The following is a 15,916-nucleotide window of genomic DNA, read 5'->3' on the forward strand; positions in this document are numbered from 1 at the left end:
CCGCCGGTCAGCCGGCGTCCGGCGCCTCCCATCCGCCGCCTAGCGCCTTGTACAGCGCGATCAGCCGGGTATAGGACTCGGTTTCGGCCACGGCCACGGCGTCCTGGGCGCGCAAAAGCGTACGCTGCGCGTCCAGCACCGTCAAATACGGCGCACTGCCTTCGCGGTAGCGCAGTTGCGCCAGCTCCGCCGCCCGGCCGCTGTGCGCGGCCGCCTGCACCAGGCTGCCCAGGCGCTGCTGGGTCTGGCCGTATTCGGTCAGCGCCGATTCCAGTTCCTCGACCGCGCGCAGCACGGTCTGCTCGTAGCCGGCGGTGGCGCCGTCGGCCCGCGCCACCGCGCCGCGCTTGCGCGCCAGCGCCGTGGGCAGGTGGAACGCGGGCCAGTCGGCGCCGGCGGCCACGCTGAACGCGCGGCTGGACGACGAGCCGAAGTCCGCCCCGCGCAGAGCGACGAAGCCGAGGAAGCCGCCCAGGTCGATGCGCGGATACAGCTCCGCGGTGGCCACGCCCACGTCCGCGTTGGCGGCCGCCATGCCGCGCTCGGCCGCCAGCACGTCGGGACGGCGCGACAGCAAGGCGCTCACGTCGCCGATCGGCAGGCGCACGTTGAGCGGAGCCAGGGGCTTGCCCGCCTCCAGCTCGCCCAGCTCCACCGGGCGCAGCGCCGCCAGCACCGCGATCCGGTACAACGCCAGCCGGCGCGCCGCGATCTGCACCGGCACGCTGGCCTGCACGGTTTCCAGTTCGGCCCGCGCGCTGGCCAGGTCGCCCTCGTCGCCGCGCCCGGCCGTCACCATCGCCTGGATCACGCGCAGGCTGTCGCGCTGGCTCGCCAGATTGGCGCGCGCCACCGCCAGCCGCTGTTCCGCGCCGCGCAGCTCGAAGTAATTGCGCGCCACCTCGGCGGCCACGACGATGCGGGTCTGGGCCAGGTCGGCGGCCTGCTGCTCGCTGCGCGCCGCCGCGCCCTCGGCCGCCCGGCGCAGGCGTCCGAAAAGGTCCAGCTCCCAGGTGGCGTCGAAGCCGACCCGGTAGCTTTCGGCCAGATTGCGCCGTCCGGCAGGCCCGGGGTTGGCCTGCGACAGACTGCGTTCGTAGCCCCCGCCCAGAGTCACGGCGGGCAGCCGGTCCAGTTCGCGCTCGTCCAGCACCGCGCGCGATTCGGCCAGCCGCGCCTGCGCCTGGCGGATGTCCAGGTTGCGCTCCAGCGCCAGCGCGATCAGCCGGTCCAGCTGCGGGTCCTGCAACTGCTTCCACCAGTCGCGCTGCACCCGGTCGGTGGAGAACAGGGCCTGCTCGGGGCTGGCCAGGGTGACGGGATCGGGCCTGGGCGCCCGGTAGTCGGGCCCCACGGCGCAGCCCGCGGCGGCCAGCGCCGCCAGCAGCGCGACGGCGCCGCGGCGCAGCCGTGTGCGGAGAGGAAAATCCGGGGTCGAGTGTTTCATGATGATTCCTTCGGTCAGGCCGCGGCGTCCTCGGCCTGCGCCAGCGCCAGTTCCCGCGCGCGCGGCGTATCGCTCGCCGCCCGGTGGTCGCGGGCGAACACGGTGTAGACGGTGGGCAGCACGAACAGCGTGAAGAGCGTGCCCACCAGCAGGCCCACCACGATGACCAGGCCCAGGCTGTAGCGGCTGTGCGCGCCCGCGCCGGTGGCGAACAGCAGCGGGATCAGCCCCATCACCATGGCGGCGGTCGTCATCAGGATCGGGCGCAGGCGGATGCGCGCGGCCTGCTCCATGGCGGCGCGCCGGTCCAGCCCGTGGCTGACCTGTATCTCGTTGGCGAACTCCACCATCAGGATGCCGTGCTTGCTGATCAGGCCGATCAGCGTCACCAGCCCGATCTGGGTATAGATGTTCACCGTGGCCATGCCCAGCGCCAGCGGAATCAGCGCGCCGCAGATGGACATGGGCACGCTCACCAGGATGATGAAGGGGTCACGCAGGCTTTCGTATTGCGCCGCCAGCACCAGGTAGATCACGATGATGGCGAAGATGAAGGTGATCATCAGCGCCGCGCCTTCCTGGCTGAACTGGCGCGCGTCGGACTGCCAGTCGTAGCTGAAGCCGGCCGGCAGCGCCTGCGCCTGGCGGGTCAGGAACTGCACCGCGTCGCCCATGGTCACGCCCGGCATGGGGATGGCCTGGAAGGTGGCGGCGTTGAGCTGGTTGAACTGGGTCAGCTTGTTGGGCTCGACGCCCATGGACACGCTCACGAGGTTCGACAGGGGCACCTGCGCGCCGCTGGCGCTCTTGACGTAGTAGCGGGCCAGCGATTCGGGCGAAATACGCTGGGCTCGCAGGCTCTGCGGAATCACGTCATACGATCGCCCGTCCATGCCGAAGCGGTTGACGTAGTTCTCGCCCACCAGCACGGCCAGGGTATCGCCGATGGCTTTCATGGTGACGCCCAGGCTGTTGGCCTTGGCCCGGTCCACCTTCAGGCGCACGACGGGGTTGTTGTAGTCCAGGTCGCTGTCTACCACCATGAAGAGGCCGCTTTCCCGCGCCGCCTGCTTGAGCGCTTCCATGGCCTCGTAGACCACCGGGTAGTCGGCGGCGCTCATCAGCACCATCTGCACCGGCAGCCCGCCGGTCGATCCCGGCAGCGATGGCAGCTGGAAAGCGAAAATATTGCTGCCTTCGACCTGGTTGGCCATGGATTGCATGTCGGCCTGAATCTCGTCGGCCGAGCGCCTGCGCTGCTCCCACGGTACGAAATCCACGCCGCCGATGCTGTTGGACACACCGTCGGAGCCGTTGATGAGCCAGCGCCCGTTCTGTTCGGGCAGGGTCTTCATCACGTCGTCCCACTTCTTGCCGAACTTCTCCACGTAGTCGATGTTGGCGTGCTGCGGCGACTTGATCGCGGTGAGCACGGTGGACTGGTCTTCCACCGGCGCCAGCTCGCGCTGGGCCGCGTTGTACAGGAACGGCAGGCTGATCAGCACCGCCACCGCGACCAGCCCGGTGACCCAGCGGTGATGCAGCGACACGTCCAGCAGCCGGCCGTAGGCCGCGCCCAGCCAGCCGAAGAAATGCTCGGCGCGGCGCGCCATCCAGTTTTCCGAGACGCGACTGTCCAGCAGGAACGAACTCATCACCGGCGACAGCGTCAGCGCGATGACTCCGGAGACCACCACCGCCCCGGCCAGCGTGAAGGCGAACTCCTTGAAGAGCGAGCCGGTCAGCCCGCCCATCAGGCCGATGGGCGCGTACACCGCGGCCAGCGTGATCGTCATGGCGATCACCGGCCCGGCCACCTCGCGCGCGCCGATCAGCGCGGCGCGCACCGGCGACTTGCCCTCTTCGATGTGGCGGTGCACGTTTTCCACCACCACGATGGCGTCGTCCACCACCAGGCCGATGGCCAGCACCATCGCCAGCAGGGTCAGCAGGTTCACGCTGAAGCCGAACAGGGCCATGATGGCCGCTCCGCCCAGCATGGAAAGCGGGATCGTCACCACCGGGATCAGCACCGCCCGCAAGGAGCCCAGGCACAGGAAGATCACGGCCACCACGATGACCACGGCCTCCAGCAGCGTGCGCACCACGCCGTCGATCGAGGCGCTGATGAAGCGCGCCAGCTCGAACGGCACCTGCACGCTGGTTCCCGGCGGCAGGTTCTGCTTGATGCCGGGCAGCAGTTCGTTCAGGCGCTCGACGATGACCAGCGGATTGCCCACCGGCGTGGCGTTCAGCCCGAAGTACACGGCCGGCTCGCCGTCCATCAGGCCGCTGGAATCCGAGGACGCCGCCCCCAGCTCGACCGTGGCCACGTCGCCCAGCCGCACGATGGCGTCGCCGTCGTGCTTGACGACCATGTCGCGGAACTCGGCCACGTTGACCAGGTCGGTGTTGACCTGGATGTTGGACACCACGTACAGGCCCTTGGCCTGGCCCGGCGCGGCCTGCACGTTGTTCTGGCGCAGCGCGTCGGCCAGCTCGCCGGCGGAGATGCCGCGCGCGGCCATGCGGAACGGGTCCAGCCACACGCGCATGGCCAGCTTCTGGCCGCCGTACAGCTCCACGCTGGCCACGCCGTCGATCGAGGAAAGCTGCGGCTGCACCACGCGCGACAGATAGTCGGTCAGCGCGGCCAGCGACAGGGTCGAACTGGAGAAGCCCACATAGGCCACGGCGGTCGCCTCGCCCGAGGACTTCACCAGCACCGGGTCGTAGGCGTCCTGCGGCAGCCGGTACTTGACCTCGTTGACCTTGGCCATCACTTCGGTCATGGCCTTGTTCGAATCGGCGTTGAGCTTCATGCGCACCGTGATGACGCTGCGCCCCTGGGTCGAGGACGAGGACAGGTAGTCGATGCCCTCGACGGTGGCCACCGACTGCGCGATGGGCTGGGTCACGAAGCCCTGCATCAGGTCGGGCGAGGCGCCCGGATACTGCGTCGTGATGGTGATGGTGGTGCTTTCGGTCAGCGGATACTGCCGCACCGGCAGCCCGCTCAGGGCCTTGATGCCCAGCAGCAGGATCAGGGTGCTGACCACCAGGGCCAGCACCGGCCGGCGCACGAAGAGATCGGTGAATTTCATGTCGGTCTCCGCGCCGTCACCGAGCCTGCGCCACGGCCCGCGGCGCGCCGTCCAGCGCCACCGTGTCGTCGGGGCTGACGGCCACCGCGGCGCCGTTGTGCAGCCGCAATTGGCCCGAGGTCACCACCCGGTCGCCGGGCCGCAGGCCCTCGGTCACGACCACCCGGCCGCGCACGCGCTCGGCGGTCCTGACATAGGCCTGCCTGACGGTCGGCGGGGCCGACTCCTGCCCGGCCTCGGGCGGGGTCAGCACATAGACCGAATCGCCGTAGGCGCTGTAGCTGATGGCGGTTTCCGGCACGGTAATCACGCCGGGACGGGCGGGCAGGCCGACTTCGCCATGCGCGAACATCCCGGCCGCCAGCGCGCCGTCGGCGTTGGGCAGCGTCGCCTGGATGCGCACGGTGCGCGAACCCGGGTCCACCTGCGGCTCGACAGTGGTGACCTTGCCGGTGAACTCGCGCCCGGCATGGGCGTCGACCGTCAGCGTCACCGGCTGGCCCACCTGCAACGCCCCCAGCGCCTGTTCGGGCAGCGTGATGTTGGCGTACATGACGGACGCGTCGGTCAGCGACACCAGCGGATCGCCGGCCCGCAGGAACTGCCCCAGGTGCACCCGGCGCACGCCGAGCACGCCGTCGAACGGCGCCTTGATGTGCTTTTGCTCGATCAGCGCCTGCACCCGCCTGATATCGGCGGCCGTCTGGTCGTAGTCGGCCTGGGCCTGGTCCAGCTGCTCGCGCGTGGCCGCCTGCTGCGGCAGCAGGCGGCGGGTGCGTTCCAGCTGCGCCCGCGCATTGCGGGCCTGGGCCTGCAGCCGCGCCAGTTCGCCCTGCTCGGGCGCGTCGTTGAGCTGCGCCAGCAGCTGGCCGGCCCGCACCCGCTCGCCCGGCGAGAACAGGATGCGGGCCAGGCGGCCGTCGACCTCGGCGGCCACCTGCACCTGGCGCGTGGCCTCCAGCGACCCGATGCCGCCCAGCGTCACCGGGAAATCCGCCTGCTGCGCCGCCGCCACCGCCACCTTGACCGGCGCCATGCTCCAGCCGCCGTTCTGCTTCGCGCCGCCATACTTCCAGTACAGCCCCGCGCCGGCCAGCGCCACCGCCAGCACCACGGCGCCCGCCTTCCACGTTCCAGAATTCGATCTCATGCCCGTCTCGTTATTTATCAAAGACACGGCTTTGAATAATCCTTGAAATCGTAGATTTCGTCAAAGAAGAAAACGCAAAACCCTACATAGCGTCGGCCTATTGCTGATGAACGGGGATGGCCCGGCGAAAAAAAACCGCCGGAAAAATCCGGCGGCGATGGATGGTGCGGCGGCGCGCGCTAGCGGACCATGTGCAGATAATGGCGGTGCCGTTCGTACTGGTCGAGGATGTCGCCGATCACGGCATCCCGGCTCCAGCCCATGATGTCGTAGTCCTGCCCGCCTTCGCGCAGGTGGACTTCGGCGCGGAAGTACTTGCGTTCGTCTTCGTCGGCCGCCTCTTCCGGCGTCAGGCTGGGCCGCACGAAGGCCTCGGGGCGCACCGCGTACCAGAAGTCCAGGTAATCGCCATGCGAGACCTCCAGCGTGACGGCGCCTTCGTTCTCGTCGTCGCGCACGGCCACGGCGTAGCCCTGGCGGCGCAGTTCGTCGGCCACGTCTTCCAGCGCCGGGCGCACCACGTCGGCGATGAAGCGCAGCACGTGGGCGCGGCGCGGCATCATGACCATGTTGCGCAGGCGCCGCTCCCAGGACTGGCCGCCGCGGGCCGGACGCGACAGGGTCAGCGACTGGTAGCGGATGCCGCGCTTGGTGGCATCCAGCTTGAGCGCCTTGAACAGCCCCCACAGGGACAGCAGCAGGATGATGGAGAACGGCAGCGCGCTGGCGATGGTGGCCGTCTGCAGCGCGGTCAGCCCGTCGGCCAGCAGCAGCGCGATGGCCACCGCGCCCATCAGCAGCGACCAGAAAATCCGCTGCCACACGGGCGTGCGGTCCGAACCGCCGGAAGCCAGCAGGTCCACCACCAGCGCGCCGGAGTCGGCCGACGTCACGAAGAACACGGCCACCATCGCGATGGCGATGACCGACAGCACGCTGCTCCAGGGCAGCTGGTCGAGGAACGCGAACAGCGCCAGCGACGAATCGGCCTGCACGACCTCGGCGAAGCCCTGCACCTTGTCGACCAGGATCATGTGGATGGCGGTATCGCCGAACACCGTCATCCAGAACAGGGTGAAGCCGGCCGGCACCAGCAGCACGCCGGTCACGAATTCGCGGATGGTGCGTCCGCGCGAGATGCGCGCGATGAACAGGCCCACGAAGGGCGACCAGGCGATCCACCAGCCCCAGTAGAACAGGGTCCAGCCGCCGATCCAGTCGGTGGGTTCGTAGGCGTACAGGTTGAAGGTCTTGTTGACGATGTCGGACAGGTAGGCGCCGGTGTTCTGCACGAAGGTCTGCAGCAGGAACACGGTGGGACCGGCGACCAGCACGAACAGCAGCAACACCGCCGCCAGCGCCAGGTTGGTTTCGGACAGGATGCGGATGCCCTTGTCCAGGCCGCTGGCCACCGACAGGGTCGCCAGGCCACAGGTGATGATGATGAGGACGATCTGGGTGGGCACGCCCACCGAGATGCCGAACAGCTGGTTCAGGCCGCTGTTGATCTGCGCCACGCCCAGGCCCAGCGAGGTCGCCACGCCCAGCACCGTGCCGATGATGGCGAAGATGTCGACGGCATGGCCGATCGGCCCGTGGATGCGGTTGCCGATCAGCGGATAGAGCGCCGAGCGCAGGGTCAGCGGCAGCCCGTGGCGATAGCTGAAGAACGCCAGGATCAGCGCCACCACCGCGTACACGGCCCAGGCGTGCAGGCCCCAGTGGAAGAAGGTGATGTTCATGGCTTCGCGCGCGGCCGCGACCGTGCCGCCCTCGCCCACCGGCGGCGACATGAAGTGCATGACCGGCTCGGCCACGCCGAAGAACATCAGGCCGATGCCCATGCCCGCCGAGAACAGCATGGCGAACCAGGTGAAGTTGCGGTAGTCGGGCTCGCTGTGGTCGGGGCCCAGCTTGATGTCGCCGTAGCGGCTGACCGCCAGGAACACCACGGCCAGCAGAATGATGGCCACCACCAGTATGTAGAACCAGCTGGCGTTGCCCAGTATCCAGCTTTGCACGGACCCGAACAGGCTTTGCGCGGCCTTGGGCGCGAGTATCGCGAAGCCCACAAGCAGCAGCGTGAACAGGGCCGCGGGAAAGAACACGGGTCGGTTTATGGTGGATGGCCGGGTTTCTGAAGTCATGCAGCAGATCCTTGCGGCGAGGGTGGGAAAATCCGGCGCGCGCCCCCCTCAGTCCGGCTGCGCGCCGCAAGTATTACTATCACGGCCAAGCGCCGTCTGCCAAACTCGATCCCAATGCAGGCGGCCAGCCGGAGAGCCCTCATGATCGACCATCTGGACCACCTGGTCCTGACCTGCACCGACCCGGAAGCCACAGTGGATTTCTACACCCGTATCCTGGGCATGCGCCTGGAAACTTTCGGGGAAGGCCGGCAGGCGTTGCGTTTCGGCAACCAGAAGATCAACCTGCACGTGCGCGGCCGCGAGTTCGAACCCAAGGCCCATCTGCCGGTGCCGGGCGCGCTGGACCTGTGCTTCATCGCCGATCGCCCGCTGGATGAAGTCATCGAGCGGCTGCGCCAGGCCGGCGCCGCCATCATCGAAGGCCCGGTGCCGCGCACCGGGGCCACCGGCAAGATCCGCTCGGTGTACCTGCGCGACCCCGACCTGAACCTGATCGAGATTTCCGAGCTGCTGCCCTAGGGCTGCTCCGCCTGCGGCGGGCCGGATTCGCCGAACACCACGCGGCGGAAGAATCCGGCCAGCACGGCCTCGGTCATCTCCGGGGTGACGGCCTGCGGATCGAAGGCATAGCTGAACTGCATGCCGTCCGACAGGGCCAGCAGGCCCAGCGCCAGCTGTTCGGCCGGCAGCGGCAAAGGCGTGCCGACGCGGGCCGAAAACTGGCGGATGTATTCGGTGGTGGCCTCGCGCAGCTCGCGCATACAGGTCGCGAAACCGACGCGGAACTCCGGATCGCGGGCGGCCTGCAGCTTGGCTTCCATCCACAGCAGGAAGCAATCGTTCTCGCGGTAGTGCGTGGAGTAATACTCCAGCACCCGCGCCTCCATCTGCGCACGCGACTCGCCGTCCTCGAAGATGGCGCGCATGTCGGCCATCACGCTTTCGTGGTCGCGCTTGAGCAGCTGCAGGAAGAGCTCGGACTTGCTGGAGAAATTGGAATAGAACGCCCCGCGCGTGTACCCCGCCTGCTCGGCGATGTCCTCGACGCTGGCGGCCACGAACCCCTTGGCAAGAAAAATCGATTGCGCAGCGTCGAGCAGACGCTGCCGCGTCTGGTCACGGCTTTGCTCTCGCGTAAGACGGACTTTTGACATGGCGGCAAGTTTAGCATCGGACGCAGTTTCGGATTCACCATTGAATCCAGATACATTGATGTATTAGAATCCAGGCCGTATCGGCCGGTAGCGGCCGCCTGTTTCTCCGCGCCGCGAGGTGTTCCGTGAATTGCCCTGGCCCAGGCCTGCGCCGTGCCGCCCCCGGCGCGGCGTCCTCTTCCCCGAGTACCCATTTGCTGCGGTTGCCCGCCGCCGCGCTGCTGGCGCTTGCGCTTGCCGGCTGCGGACGCGAGCCGGCGCCCGCGCCGGCGCCGCGCCCGGTCGTCGCCATGCCGGCCCAGGCCGACGAACGCCTGCCGGCCTGGACCCTGCCCGGCGAAGTCCAGGCGCGCTACAGCACGCCGCTGTCGTTTCGCGTGGGCGGCAAGATCGTCGAACGCGCGGTCAGGCTGGGCGACGCGGTCGAACCCGGCCAGGTCGTGGCCAGGCTCGATCCCGCCGACGCCAGCAAGAACGCGGCCAGCGCCCGCGCCCAATTGACCGCCGCCCAGCACCAGCTGGACTATGCGCGCCGGCAGCTCGACCGCGACCGCGCCCAGGCGCGCGAAAACCTGATCGCCACGACCCAACTGGAACAGACCCGCAACGCCTACGCCGCGGCGCTGGCGCAGCGCGACCAGGCCGCGCAGCAGGCGGGGCTGGCGGCCGACCAGCTCGAATACACGACGCTGCGGGCCGACCATGCCGGCGTCATCACCGCCGAGCAGGCCGACACCGGCCAGAACGTGGCCGCCGGCCAACCGGTGTACAGCCTGGCCTGGTCCGGCGACATCGACGCCATCTGCGACGTGCCGGAAAGCGTGCTGGCGGGCCTGGAGATCGGCCAGCAGGCCAGCGTCACGCTCGGCCCCCTGCCCGGCCGCAGCTTTGCCGCCGTGCTGCGCGAAATATCGCCGGCCGCCGATCCGCGCAGCCGCACCTATCGCGCCAAGCTCACGCTGCAGGCGCCCACCCCGGACGTGCGCCTGGGCATGACGGCCAATATCCGTTTCGACAACCCGGCCGGCGACGGGCCGCCCACGTATACGCTGCCGGCCACCGCGCTGTTCCATGACGGCCCCGCGCCCGCGGTGTGGATCGTCAGGCAGGGCGAAGACACGCTGGAGCTGCGCCGCGTCGAGGTGCTGCGCTTCGACGCGCGCACCGTGACCCTGGCCGGCGGCCTGCAGGCCGGCGAACGCGTGGTGTGGCAAGGCGTGCATACCGTGTCCGCCGGCGAAAAAGTACGCCCGGTGGCGCCGCTGCATCCCGAGGACCACGCCTCATGAGCGCGCCGGGCCACGAGGAAGGCCGCTTCAACCTCTCGGCCTGGGCGCTGCGCCACCAGCCGCTGGTGATATTCATCATCACGCTGGTGACGCTGTTCGGCGTGCTGTCCTACTCCCGGCTGGCGCAATCGGAAGACCCGCCCTTCACGTTCCGGGTCATGGTGATCAAGACGATGTGGCCCGGCGCCACCGCCCGCCAGGTGCAGGAACAGGTCACCGACCGCATCGCCAGAAAACTGCAGGAAGCCGCCAACACCGACTTCCTGCGCAGCTATTCGCGGCCCGGCGAGTCGCTGATCTTCTACACCATGAAGGACTCGGCGCCGGCCGGCACCGTGGCCGACCAGTGGTATCAGATCCGCAAGAAGGTCGGGGATATTTCGGCCACGCTGCCGCCCGGCGTACAGGGCCCCTTCTTCAACGACGAATTCGGCGACGTCTACACCAACATCTACACCCTGCAGGGCGACGGCTTCACGCCCGCGCAGCTGCGCGACTACGCCGACAAGCTGCGCACGGTGCTGCTGCGCGTGCCCGGCGTGGCCAAGGTGGATTACTTCGGCGAGCAGCCCGAACACATCTACATCGAGATCTCCAACACCCGGCTGAGCCGGCTGGGCGTGTCGCCGCAGCAGATCGCGCAGGCCATCAACAGCCAGAACGCCGTCACCGCCGCCGGCACCCTGACCACCGCCGACGACCGCGTCTTCGTGCGCCCCACCGGCCAGTACGACAGCCCGCAGGCCCTGGCCGACACGCTGATCCGCATCGACGGCAAGTCGCTGCGGCTGGGCGACATCGCCACCATCCGCCGCGGCTACGACGACCCGCCCGTGGAGCAGATGCGCCTGGGCGGACGCCTGGCGCTGGGCATCGGCATCACCATGCAGCCCGGCCAGGACGTGGTCCACCTGGGCCGCGCGCTGAGCGCCAGGTTCGGCGAGCTGCAGGCGCAGCTGCCGGCGGGCCTGACCCTGAAGGAAGTCTCCAGCATGCCGCGGGCGGTGTCGCATTCGGTCGACGAATTCCTGCGCTCGGTGGCCGAAGCGGTCGCCATCGTGCTGATCGTGAGCCTGGTCTCGCTGGGGCTGCGCACCGGCATGGTGGTGGTGATCTCGATTCCGGTGGTGCTGGCCGTCACGGCGCTCTTCATGGAGATGTTCGGCATCGGCCTGCACAAGGTGTCGCTGGGCACGCTGGTGCTGGCCCTGGGCCTGCTGGTGGACGACGCCATCATCGCCGTCGAGATGATGGCGGTGAAACTGGAACAGGGCTGGAGCCGCGCGCGCGCGGCCGCGTTCGCCTACACCAGCACCGCCTTTCCCATGCTGACCGGCACGCTGGTGACGGTGGCGGGCTTTCTGCCGATCGCGCTGGCCAAGTCCAGCACCGGCGAATACACCCGCTCCATCTTCCAGGTCTCGGCCATCGCGCTGATCGTCTCGTGGTTCGCCGCCGTGGTGCTGATTCCGCTGCTGGGCTATCGCCTGCTGCCCGAGCGCAAGCGCGAAGCCCACCTGCCCGAGGACCACGAACACGACATCTACGACACCGGCTTTTACCGGCGGCTGCGGCGCTGGGTCGCCTGGTGCGTGGAGCGCCGCTACCTGGTGCTGGGCGGCACGGTCGCGGCCTTCGCGCTGGCGATGGCCGGCTTCGGGCTGGTGCCGCAGCAGTTCTTCCCCAGCTCCGACCGCAGCGAACTGCTGGTGGACCTGCGCCTGCAGGAAGGCGCCTCGTTCGACGCCACGCTGCGCCAGGTGGAACGGCTGGAACAGGCGTTGCAGGGCCGTCCCGAGATCGAGCATTCGGTCAGCTACGTCGGCGCCGGCGCGCCGCGCTTCTACCTGCCGCTGGACCAGCAGCTGGCCACGCCCAACTTCGCCCAGCTGGTCATCACCACCCATTCGGTGGAAGACCGCGAAAAGCTGGCGCAATGGCTGCAGCCCATGCTGCGCGAAAAATTCCCGGCCATCCGCAGCCGCCTGTCGCGGCTGGAGAACGGGCCGCCGGTGGGTTTCCAGGTGCAGTTCCGCGTCAGCGGCGACCAGATCGCCGACGTGCGCGCGGTGGCCGAGCAGGTGGCCGCCGAAGTCCGCGCCGACGCGCGCTCGACCAATGTGCAGTTCGATTGGGACGAACCCTCCGAGCGCTCGGTGCGCTTCGAGATCGACCAGCAGAAGGCGCGCGAACTGGGCGTGAGCTCCAGCGACATTTCCGACTTCCTCGCCATGACGCTGTCGGGCTACGCGGTGACGCAATACCGCGAACGCGACAAGCTGATCACCGTCAGCCTGCGCGCGCCGCGCGACGAACGGGTCGACCCCGCGCGCCTGGCCACGCTGGCCATGCCCACGCCCAACGGCCCGGTGCCGCTGGGCAGCCTGGGCCAGGTGCGCTACGACCTGGAATACGGCGTCATCTGGGAACGCGACCGCCAGCCCACCATCACGGTGCAGGCCGACGTGCTGGGCGACGCCCAGGGCATCGACGTCACCCGCGCCATCGACGCCCGGCTCGACAAGTTGCGCGCCGGCCTGCCGGTGGGCTACCGCATCGAAGTGGGCGGGCCGGTGGAGGAAAGCGGCAAGGGCCAGTCGTCCATCAACGCGCAGATGCCGCTGATGGCGGTGGCCGTGCTGACGCTGCTGATGGTGCAGCTGCAGAGTTTCGCGCGGGTGCTCATGGTGGTGCTGACCGCCCCGCTCGGGCTGATCGGCGTGGTCGCCGCGCTGCTGCTGTTCGGCAAGCCGTTCGGCTTCGTCGCCATGCTGGGCGTGATCGCCATGTTCGGCATCATCATGCGCAACTCGGTCATCCTGGTGGACCAGATCGAACAGGACATCGCCGCCGGCCACAAGCGCGTGGACGCCATCGTCGGCGCCACGGTGCGGCGCTTCCGGCCCATCACGCTGACGGCCGCGGCCGCCGTGCTGGCGCTGATCCCGCTGTTGCGCAGCAACTTCTTCGGCCCGATGGCCACCGCCCTCATGGGCGGCATCACCAGCGCCACGGTGCTGACCCTGTTCTTCCTGCCGGCGCTGTATGCGGCCTGGTTCCGCGTGCGCCGCGACGAGCGCGACGAACCCGCGGGCGTGCCGCCCGGCGCCAACGCCGGCGATACCGTGGAGCGCGGAGCATGACGATGCCACGAACCCCGATCCGTCCCGCCGTCCTGGCGCTGCTGCTGGCCCTGGGCGGCTGCGCCTTCGCGCCCGACGGCAAGCCGCCGGCCGTGACGCAGCCCGCGCAATACGGCGTGGCCCCCACGCCGGCCGCCGGCGCCACGGCCCAGGGCGTGGCGCAGCGCTTCGAACACGGCGCGCGGCCGGTGCCCGAATGGTGGAAGCGCTACGGCTCCGCGGCGCTGGACGCGCTGGTGCAGGAAGGCCTGGCCAACAGTCCCGACCTGGCCGCGGCCGAGCGCAACCTGGCCGGCGCGCGCGAACAGCTGCGCGGCCAGGTCAATTCGTCGCTGATGCCGGCCGTGGACGCCGGCGCCGACGCCACGCGCCGGCGCGCGCTCACCATGCCCAACCTGCCGGAGCCCACGGCCCGCTACAACGTCTTCACCGGCCAGGTGCAGGCCCGCTACGACCTGGACCTGTTCGGCGCGGCGCGCTTCGCCAACCTGTCGCTGACGGCGCAGTTCGCGCAGCAGGCGTTCCGGCTCGAATCCGCGCGGCGCGCACTGGCCGGCAATATCGTCACCGGCGCCATCTCCGCCTCGGCGCTAGCGCAGCGCGTGGCCTTGAACGAAAAGCAGGCGCTGCTGGCGCGGCAGGTGGCGCGCGATACGCAACGCCGCTACGAGCTGGGCGCGGCCTCGCAGAACGACGCGCTCGACGCCGACCAGGACGCCGCCGCGCTGGAAGCCGCGCTGCCGATGCTGCGGGCGCGCTGGCACGCCACACGCCATGCGCTGGCCGTGCTGCTGGGCCGCAACCCCGACCAGGCGCCGCCCGACCTGGATTTCGACAGCCTGGCCGTGCCGCAGCAGGTGCCGGTGGTGGTGCCGTCCGAACTGCTGGCCTCGCGCCCGGACATTCTGCTGGCCGACGCCGTGGTGCAGGCCGCCGCGGCCGACGTGGGCGCGGCCACCGCGCAGCTCTTTCCCAGCCTGTCGCTGTCGGCCTCCATGGGCCAGGCCGGCTTCAACTGGCCCGCGGCCATGTCGGGCGCCGGCGCGATCTGGGCCGTGGGCGCCTCGCTCACGCAGCCGCTGTTCCACGGCGGCGCGCTGCTGGCCGAACGCGATGCGGCCAAGGAGCGCTACCAGGCCTCGCTGCTGCAATACCGGCAGACGGTGCTGATGGCGTTCCGGGACGTGGCCGACACGCTGTCGCGGCTGGAGGGCGGCGGCCAGGCGCTGGCTTCGGCCGAAGCCTCGCGGCAGGCGGCCGGACAGTCCTACCGCAACACGGCCAGCCGCGTGCGGCTGGGCGCGCTGCCGCCCTACACCGAATACGCGGCCGAGCAGCATTACGTCGCCGCCCGGCTGCGCGAACTCGATTACGCCGAGGCGCGCCTGACCGAAACGGCGGCGCTGTTCCAGGCCATGGGCTCGCCAGCGAGCCCCGCGCCGGTCAGCGCTTCCCCAGCAGCCGCTTCACCAGGCTGACCGCGCCCAGCACCACGGCCCCGGCCGCCATGCCGAACAAGGCGTTGAGCAGGGTCGAGACCAGCGCCGCGGCCACGCCGCCGCCCACCGCGGAAGCGGCGTGTTCGATCGCGGCCGACACCGGCGCGATGCCATGGGTCAGGATGGCGCCGCCGACCATGAACATGGCCGCCGTGCCCACCACCGACAGCGTCTTCATCAGATAGGGCGCGGCCCCGACGATGCGCCGGCCCAGCCAGGCCAGGGCCTGCGAGGACTTGCGGCTGAGGTACAGGCCCAGGTCGTCGAGCTTGACGATGCCGGCGACCAGGCCGTAGACACCCACCGTCATGGCGATGGCGATGATGGACAGCACCAGCACCTGGCGCGTGAAGTCGGCGTCGGCCACCGCGCCCAGGCTGATGACGATGATTTCCGCCGACAGGATGAAGTCGGTGCGCACCGCGCCCTTGATCTTGTCGCGCTCGAACGCCACCATGTCGACCGCCTGGTCCTGCAGGGCCTCGGCCCGGGCCGCATGGTTGCCTTCGGGCGAATCGCCGTGCGGCAGGTATTTGTGGGCCAGCTTCTCCACGCCCTCGTAGCACAGGAACGCGCCGCCCAGCATCAGCAGCGGCGTGATCGCCCAGGGCGCGAAGGCGCTGATGAGCAGCGCCGCCGGAACCAGGATCAGCTTGTTGACGAACGAGCCCTTGGCGACCGCCCAGACCACCGACAGTTCGCGGTCCACCGGCACCCCGGTGACCTGCTGCGCGTTCAAGGCCAGGTCGTCGCCCAGCACGCCGGCGGTTTTCTTGGCCGCCACCTTGGTCATGACGGAGACGTCATCCAGGATGGTGGCGATATCGTCGAACAACGCGAAGAAACTGCTTCCGGCCATCGGCAGACCCCTGTCCTCGTAAGGTTTTCCGAGTGTACAGGCGGCGCACCGCCGCGCGTATGGCCGTTTTCATTCCTTTTGTGTCCGGATCGGCATGGCCGGACGGCCCGCCGCCGCCTAC

10 protein-coding genes are annotated in these 15,916 nt (G+C 69.5%); 4 read left to right on the forward strand and 6 right to left on the reverse strand.

The annotated features are described in order from the left end of the window. Positions 1 to 7: 7 nt before the first annotated feature. The 4 genes from AC1IQ6_RS21890 to AC1IQ6_RS21905 all read right to left on the reverse strand — a co-directional run bounded on the left by AC1IQ6_RS21890 (position 8) and on the right by AC1IQ6_RS21905 (position 7,848). Positions 8 to 1,447: an efflux transporter outer membrane subunit gene (locus AC1IQ6_RS21890; RefSeq protein ID WP_485865291.1), complete on the reverse strand. Its 1,440-nt coding sequence runs from the start codon at positions 1,445 to 1,447 to the stop codon at positions 8 to 10. Between the two features lie 14 nt (positions 1,448 to 1,461). Next, positions 1,462 to 4,551 (reverse strand): MexW/MexI family multidrug efflux RND transporter permease subunit, encoded by a 3,090-nt coding sequence (locus AC1IQ6_RS21895; RefSeq protein ID WP_485865292.1) that lies wholly within the window; start codon positions 4,549 to 4,551, stop codon positions 1,462 to 1,464. A 16-nt stretch (positions 4,552 to 4,567) separates the two neighbouring features. After that, the gene (locus AC1IQ6_RS21900) at positions 4,568 to 5,701 is read right to left on the reverse strand and encodes an efflux RND transporter periplasmic adaptor subunit (protein WP_485865293.1); all 1,134 of its coding nucleotides are present in this window, start codon (positions 5,699 to 5,701) and stop codon (positions 4,568 to 4,570) included. A 179-nt stretch (positions 5,702 to 5,880) separates the two neighbouring features. Then, entirely contained in the window at positions 5,881 to 7,848 is a 1,968-nt protein-coding gene (locus AC1IQ6_RS21905; protein WP_102774335.1) for a BCCT family transporter, read from the reverse strand. Between the two features lie 141 nt (positions 7,849 to 7,989). Between AC1IQ6_RS21905 and AC1IQ6_RS21910 the strand changes: the two genes are divergently transcribed. After that, the gene (locus AC1IQ6_RS21910; RefSeq protein ID WP_102774334.1) at positions 7,990 to 8,370 is read left to right on the forward strand and encodes a VOC family protein; all 381 of its coding nucleotides are present in this window, start codon (positions 7,990 to 7,992) and stop codon (positions 8,368 to 8,370) included. Here the strand turns inward: AC1IQ6_RS21910 and AC1IQ6_RS21915 are convergent. Further along, positions 8,367 to 9,005 (reverse strand): TetR/AcrR family transcriptional regulator, encoded by a 639-nt coding sequence (locus AC1IQ6_RS21915; protein WP_102774333.1) that lies wholly within the window; start codon positions 9,003 to 9,005, stop codon positions 8,367 to 8,369. The genes AC1IQ6_RS21910 and AC1IQ6_RS21915 overlap by 4 nt on opposite strands. A gap of 197 nt (positions 9,006 to 9,202) precedes the next feature. Between AC1IQ6_RS21915 and AC1IQ6_RS21920 the strand changes: the two genes are divergently transcribed. From AC1IQ6_RS21920 to AC1IQ6_RS21930, 3 genes are read left to right on the forward strand one after another with little or no spacing between them, the layout of a single operon-like run. Next, a complete protein-coding gene (locus tag AC1IQ6_RS21920) occupies positions 9,203 to 10,294 on the forward strand; it encodes an efflux RND transporter periplasmic adaptor subunit (protein WP_209165128.1) in 1,092 nt (363 codons plus the stop codon). Beyond that, positions 10,291 to 13,437: an efflux RND transporter permease subunit gene (locus tag AC1IQ6_RS21925; RefSeq protein ID WP_209165042.1), complete on the forward strand. Its 3,147-nt coding sequence runs from the start codon at positions 10,291 to 10,293 to the stop codon at positions 13,435 to 13,437. Before AC1IQ6_RS21920 ends, AC1IQ6_RS21925 begins: the two co-directional genes overlap by 4 nt. Further along, on the forward strand, positions 13,434 to 14,915 hold the full coding sequence (locus AC1IQ6_RS21930) for an efflux transporter outer membrane subunit (RefSeq protein ID WP_485865294.1): 1,482 nt from the start codon (positions 13,434 to 13,436) through the stop codon (positions 14,913 to 14,915). Before AC1IQ6_RS21925 ends, AC1IQ6_RS21930 begins: the two co-directional genes overlap by 4 nt. Here the strand turns inward: AC1IQ6_RS21930 and AC1IQ6_RS21935 are convergent. Next, positions 14,881 to 15,795, reverse strand: a complete 915-nt coding sequence (locus AC1IQ6_RS21935) for a DUF808 domain-containing protein (protein WP_102774329.1) — start codon at positions 15,793 to 15,795, stop codon at positions 14,881 to 14,883. The two genes, AC1IQ6_RS21930 and AC1IQ6_RS21935, sit on opposite strands and share 35 nt — an antisense overlap. Between the last annotated feature and the right edge of the window lie 121 nt (positions 15,796 to 15,916).

This window comes from Achromobacter sp. MUI-25009338 (genome assembly GCF_057359325.1).

Excerpts from the sequence above, each read along its gene's own strand:
- AC1IQ6_RS21890 (WP_485865291.1), bottom strand. The coding sequence starts at position 1,447 with ATGAAACACTCGACCCCGGATTTTCCTCTCCGCACACGGCTGCGCCGC.
- AC1IQ6_RS21895 (WP_485865292.1), bottom strand. The coding sequence starts at position 4,551 with ATGAAATTCACCGATCTCTTCGTGCGCCGGCCGGTGCTGGCCCTGGTG.
- AC1IQ6_RS21900 (WP_485865293.1), bottom strand. The coding sequence starts at position 5,701 with ATGAGATCGAATTCTGGAACGTGGAAGGCGGGCGCCGTGGTGCTGGCG.
- AC1IQ6_RS21905 (WP_102774335.1), bottom strand. The coding sequence starts at position 7,848 with ATGACTTCAGAAACCCGGCCATCCACCATAAACCGACCCGTGTTCTTT.
- AC1IQ6_RS21910 (WP_102774334.1), top strand. The coding sequence starts at position 7,990 with ATGATCGACCATCTGGACCACCTGGTCCTGACCTGCACCGACCCGGAA.
- AC1IQ6_RS21915 (WP_102774333.1), bottom strand. The coding sequence starts at position 9,005 with ATGTCAAAAGTCCGTCTTACGCGAGAGCAAAGCCGTGACCAGACGCGG.
- AC1IQ6_RS21925 (WP_209165042.1), top strand. The coding sequence starts at position 10,291 with ATGAGCGCGCCGGGCCACGAGGAAGGCCGCTTCAACCTCTCGGCCTGG.
- AC1IQ6_RS21930 (WP_485865294.1), top strand. The coding sequence starts at position 13,434 with ATGACGATGCCACGAACCCCGATCCGTCCCGCCGTCCTGGCGCTGCTG.
- AC1IQ6_RS21935 (WP_102774329.1), bottom strand. The coding sequence starts at position 15,795 with ATGGCCGGAAGCAGTTTCTTCGCGTTGTTCGACGATATCGCCACCATC.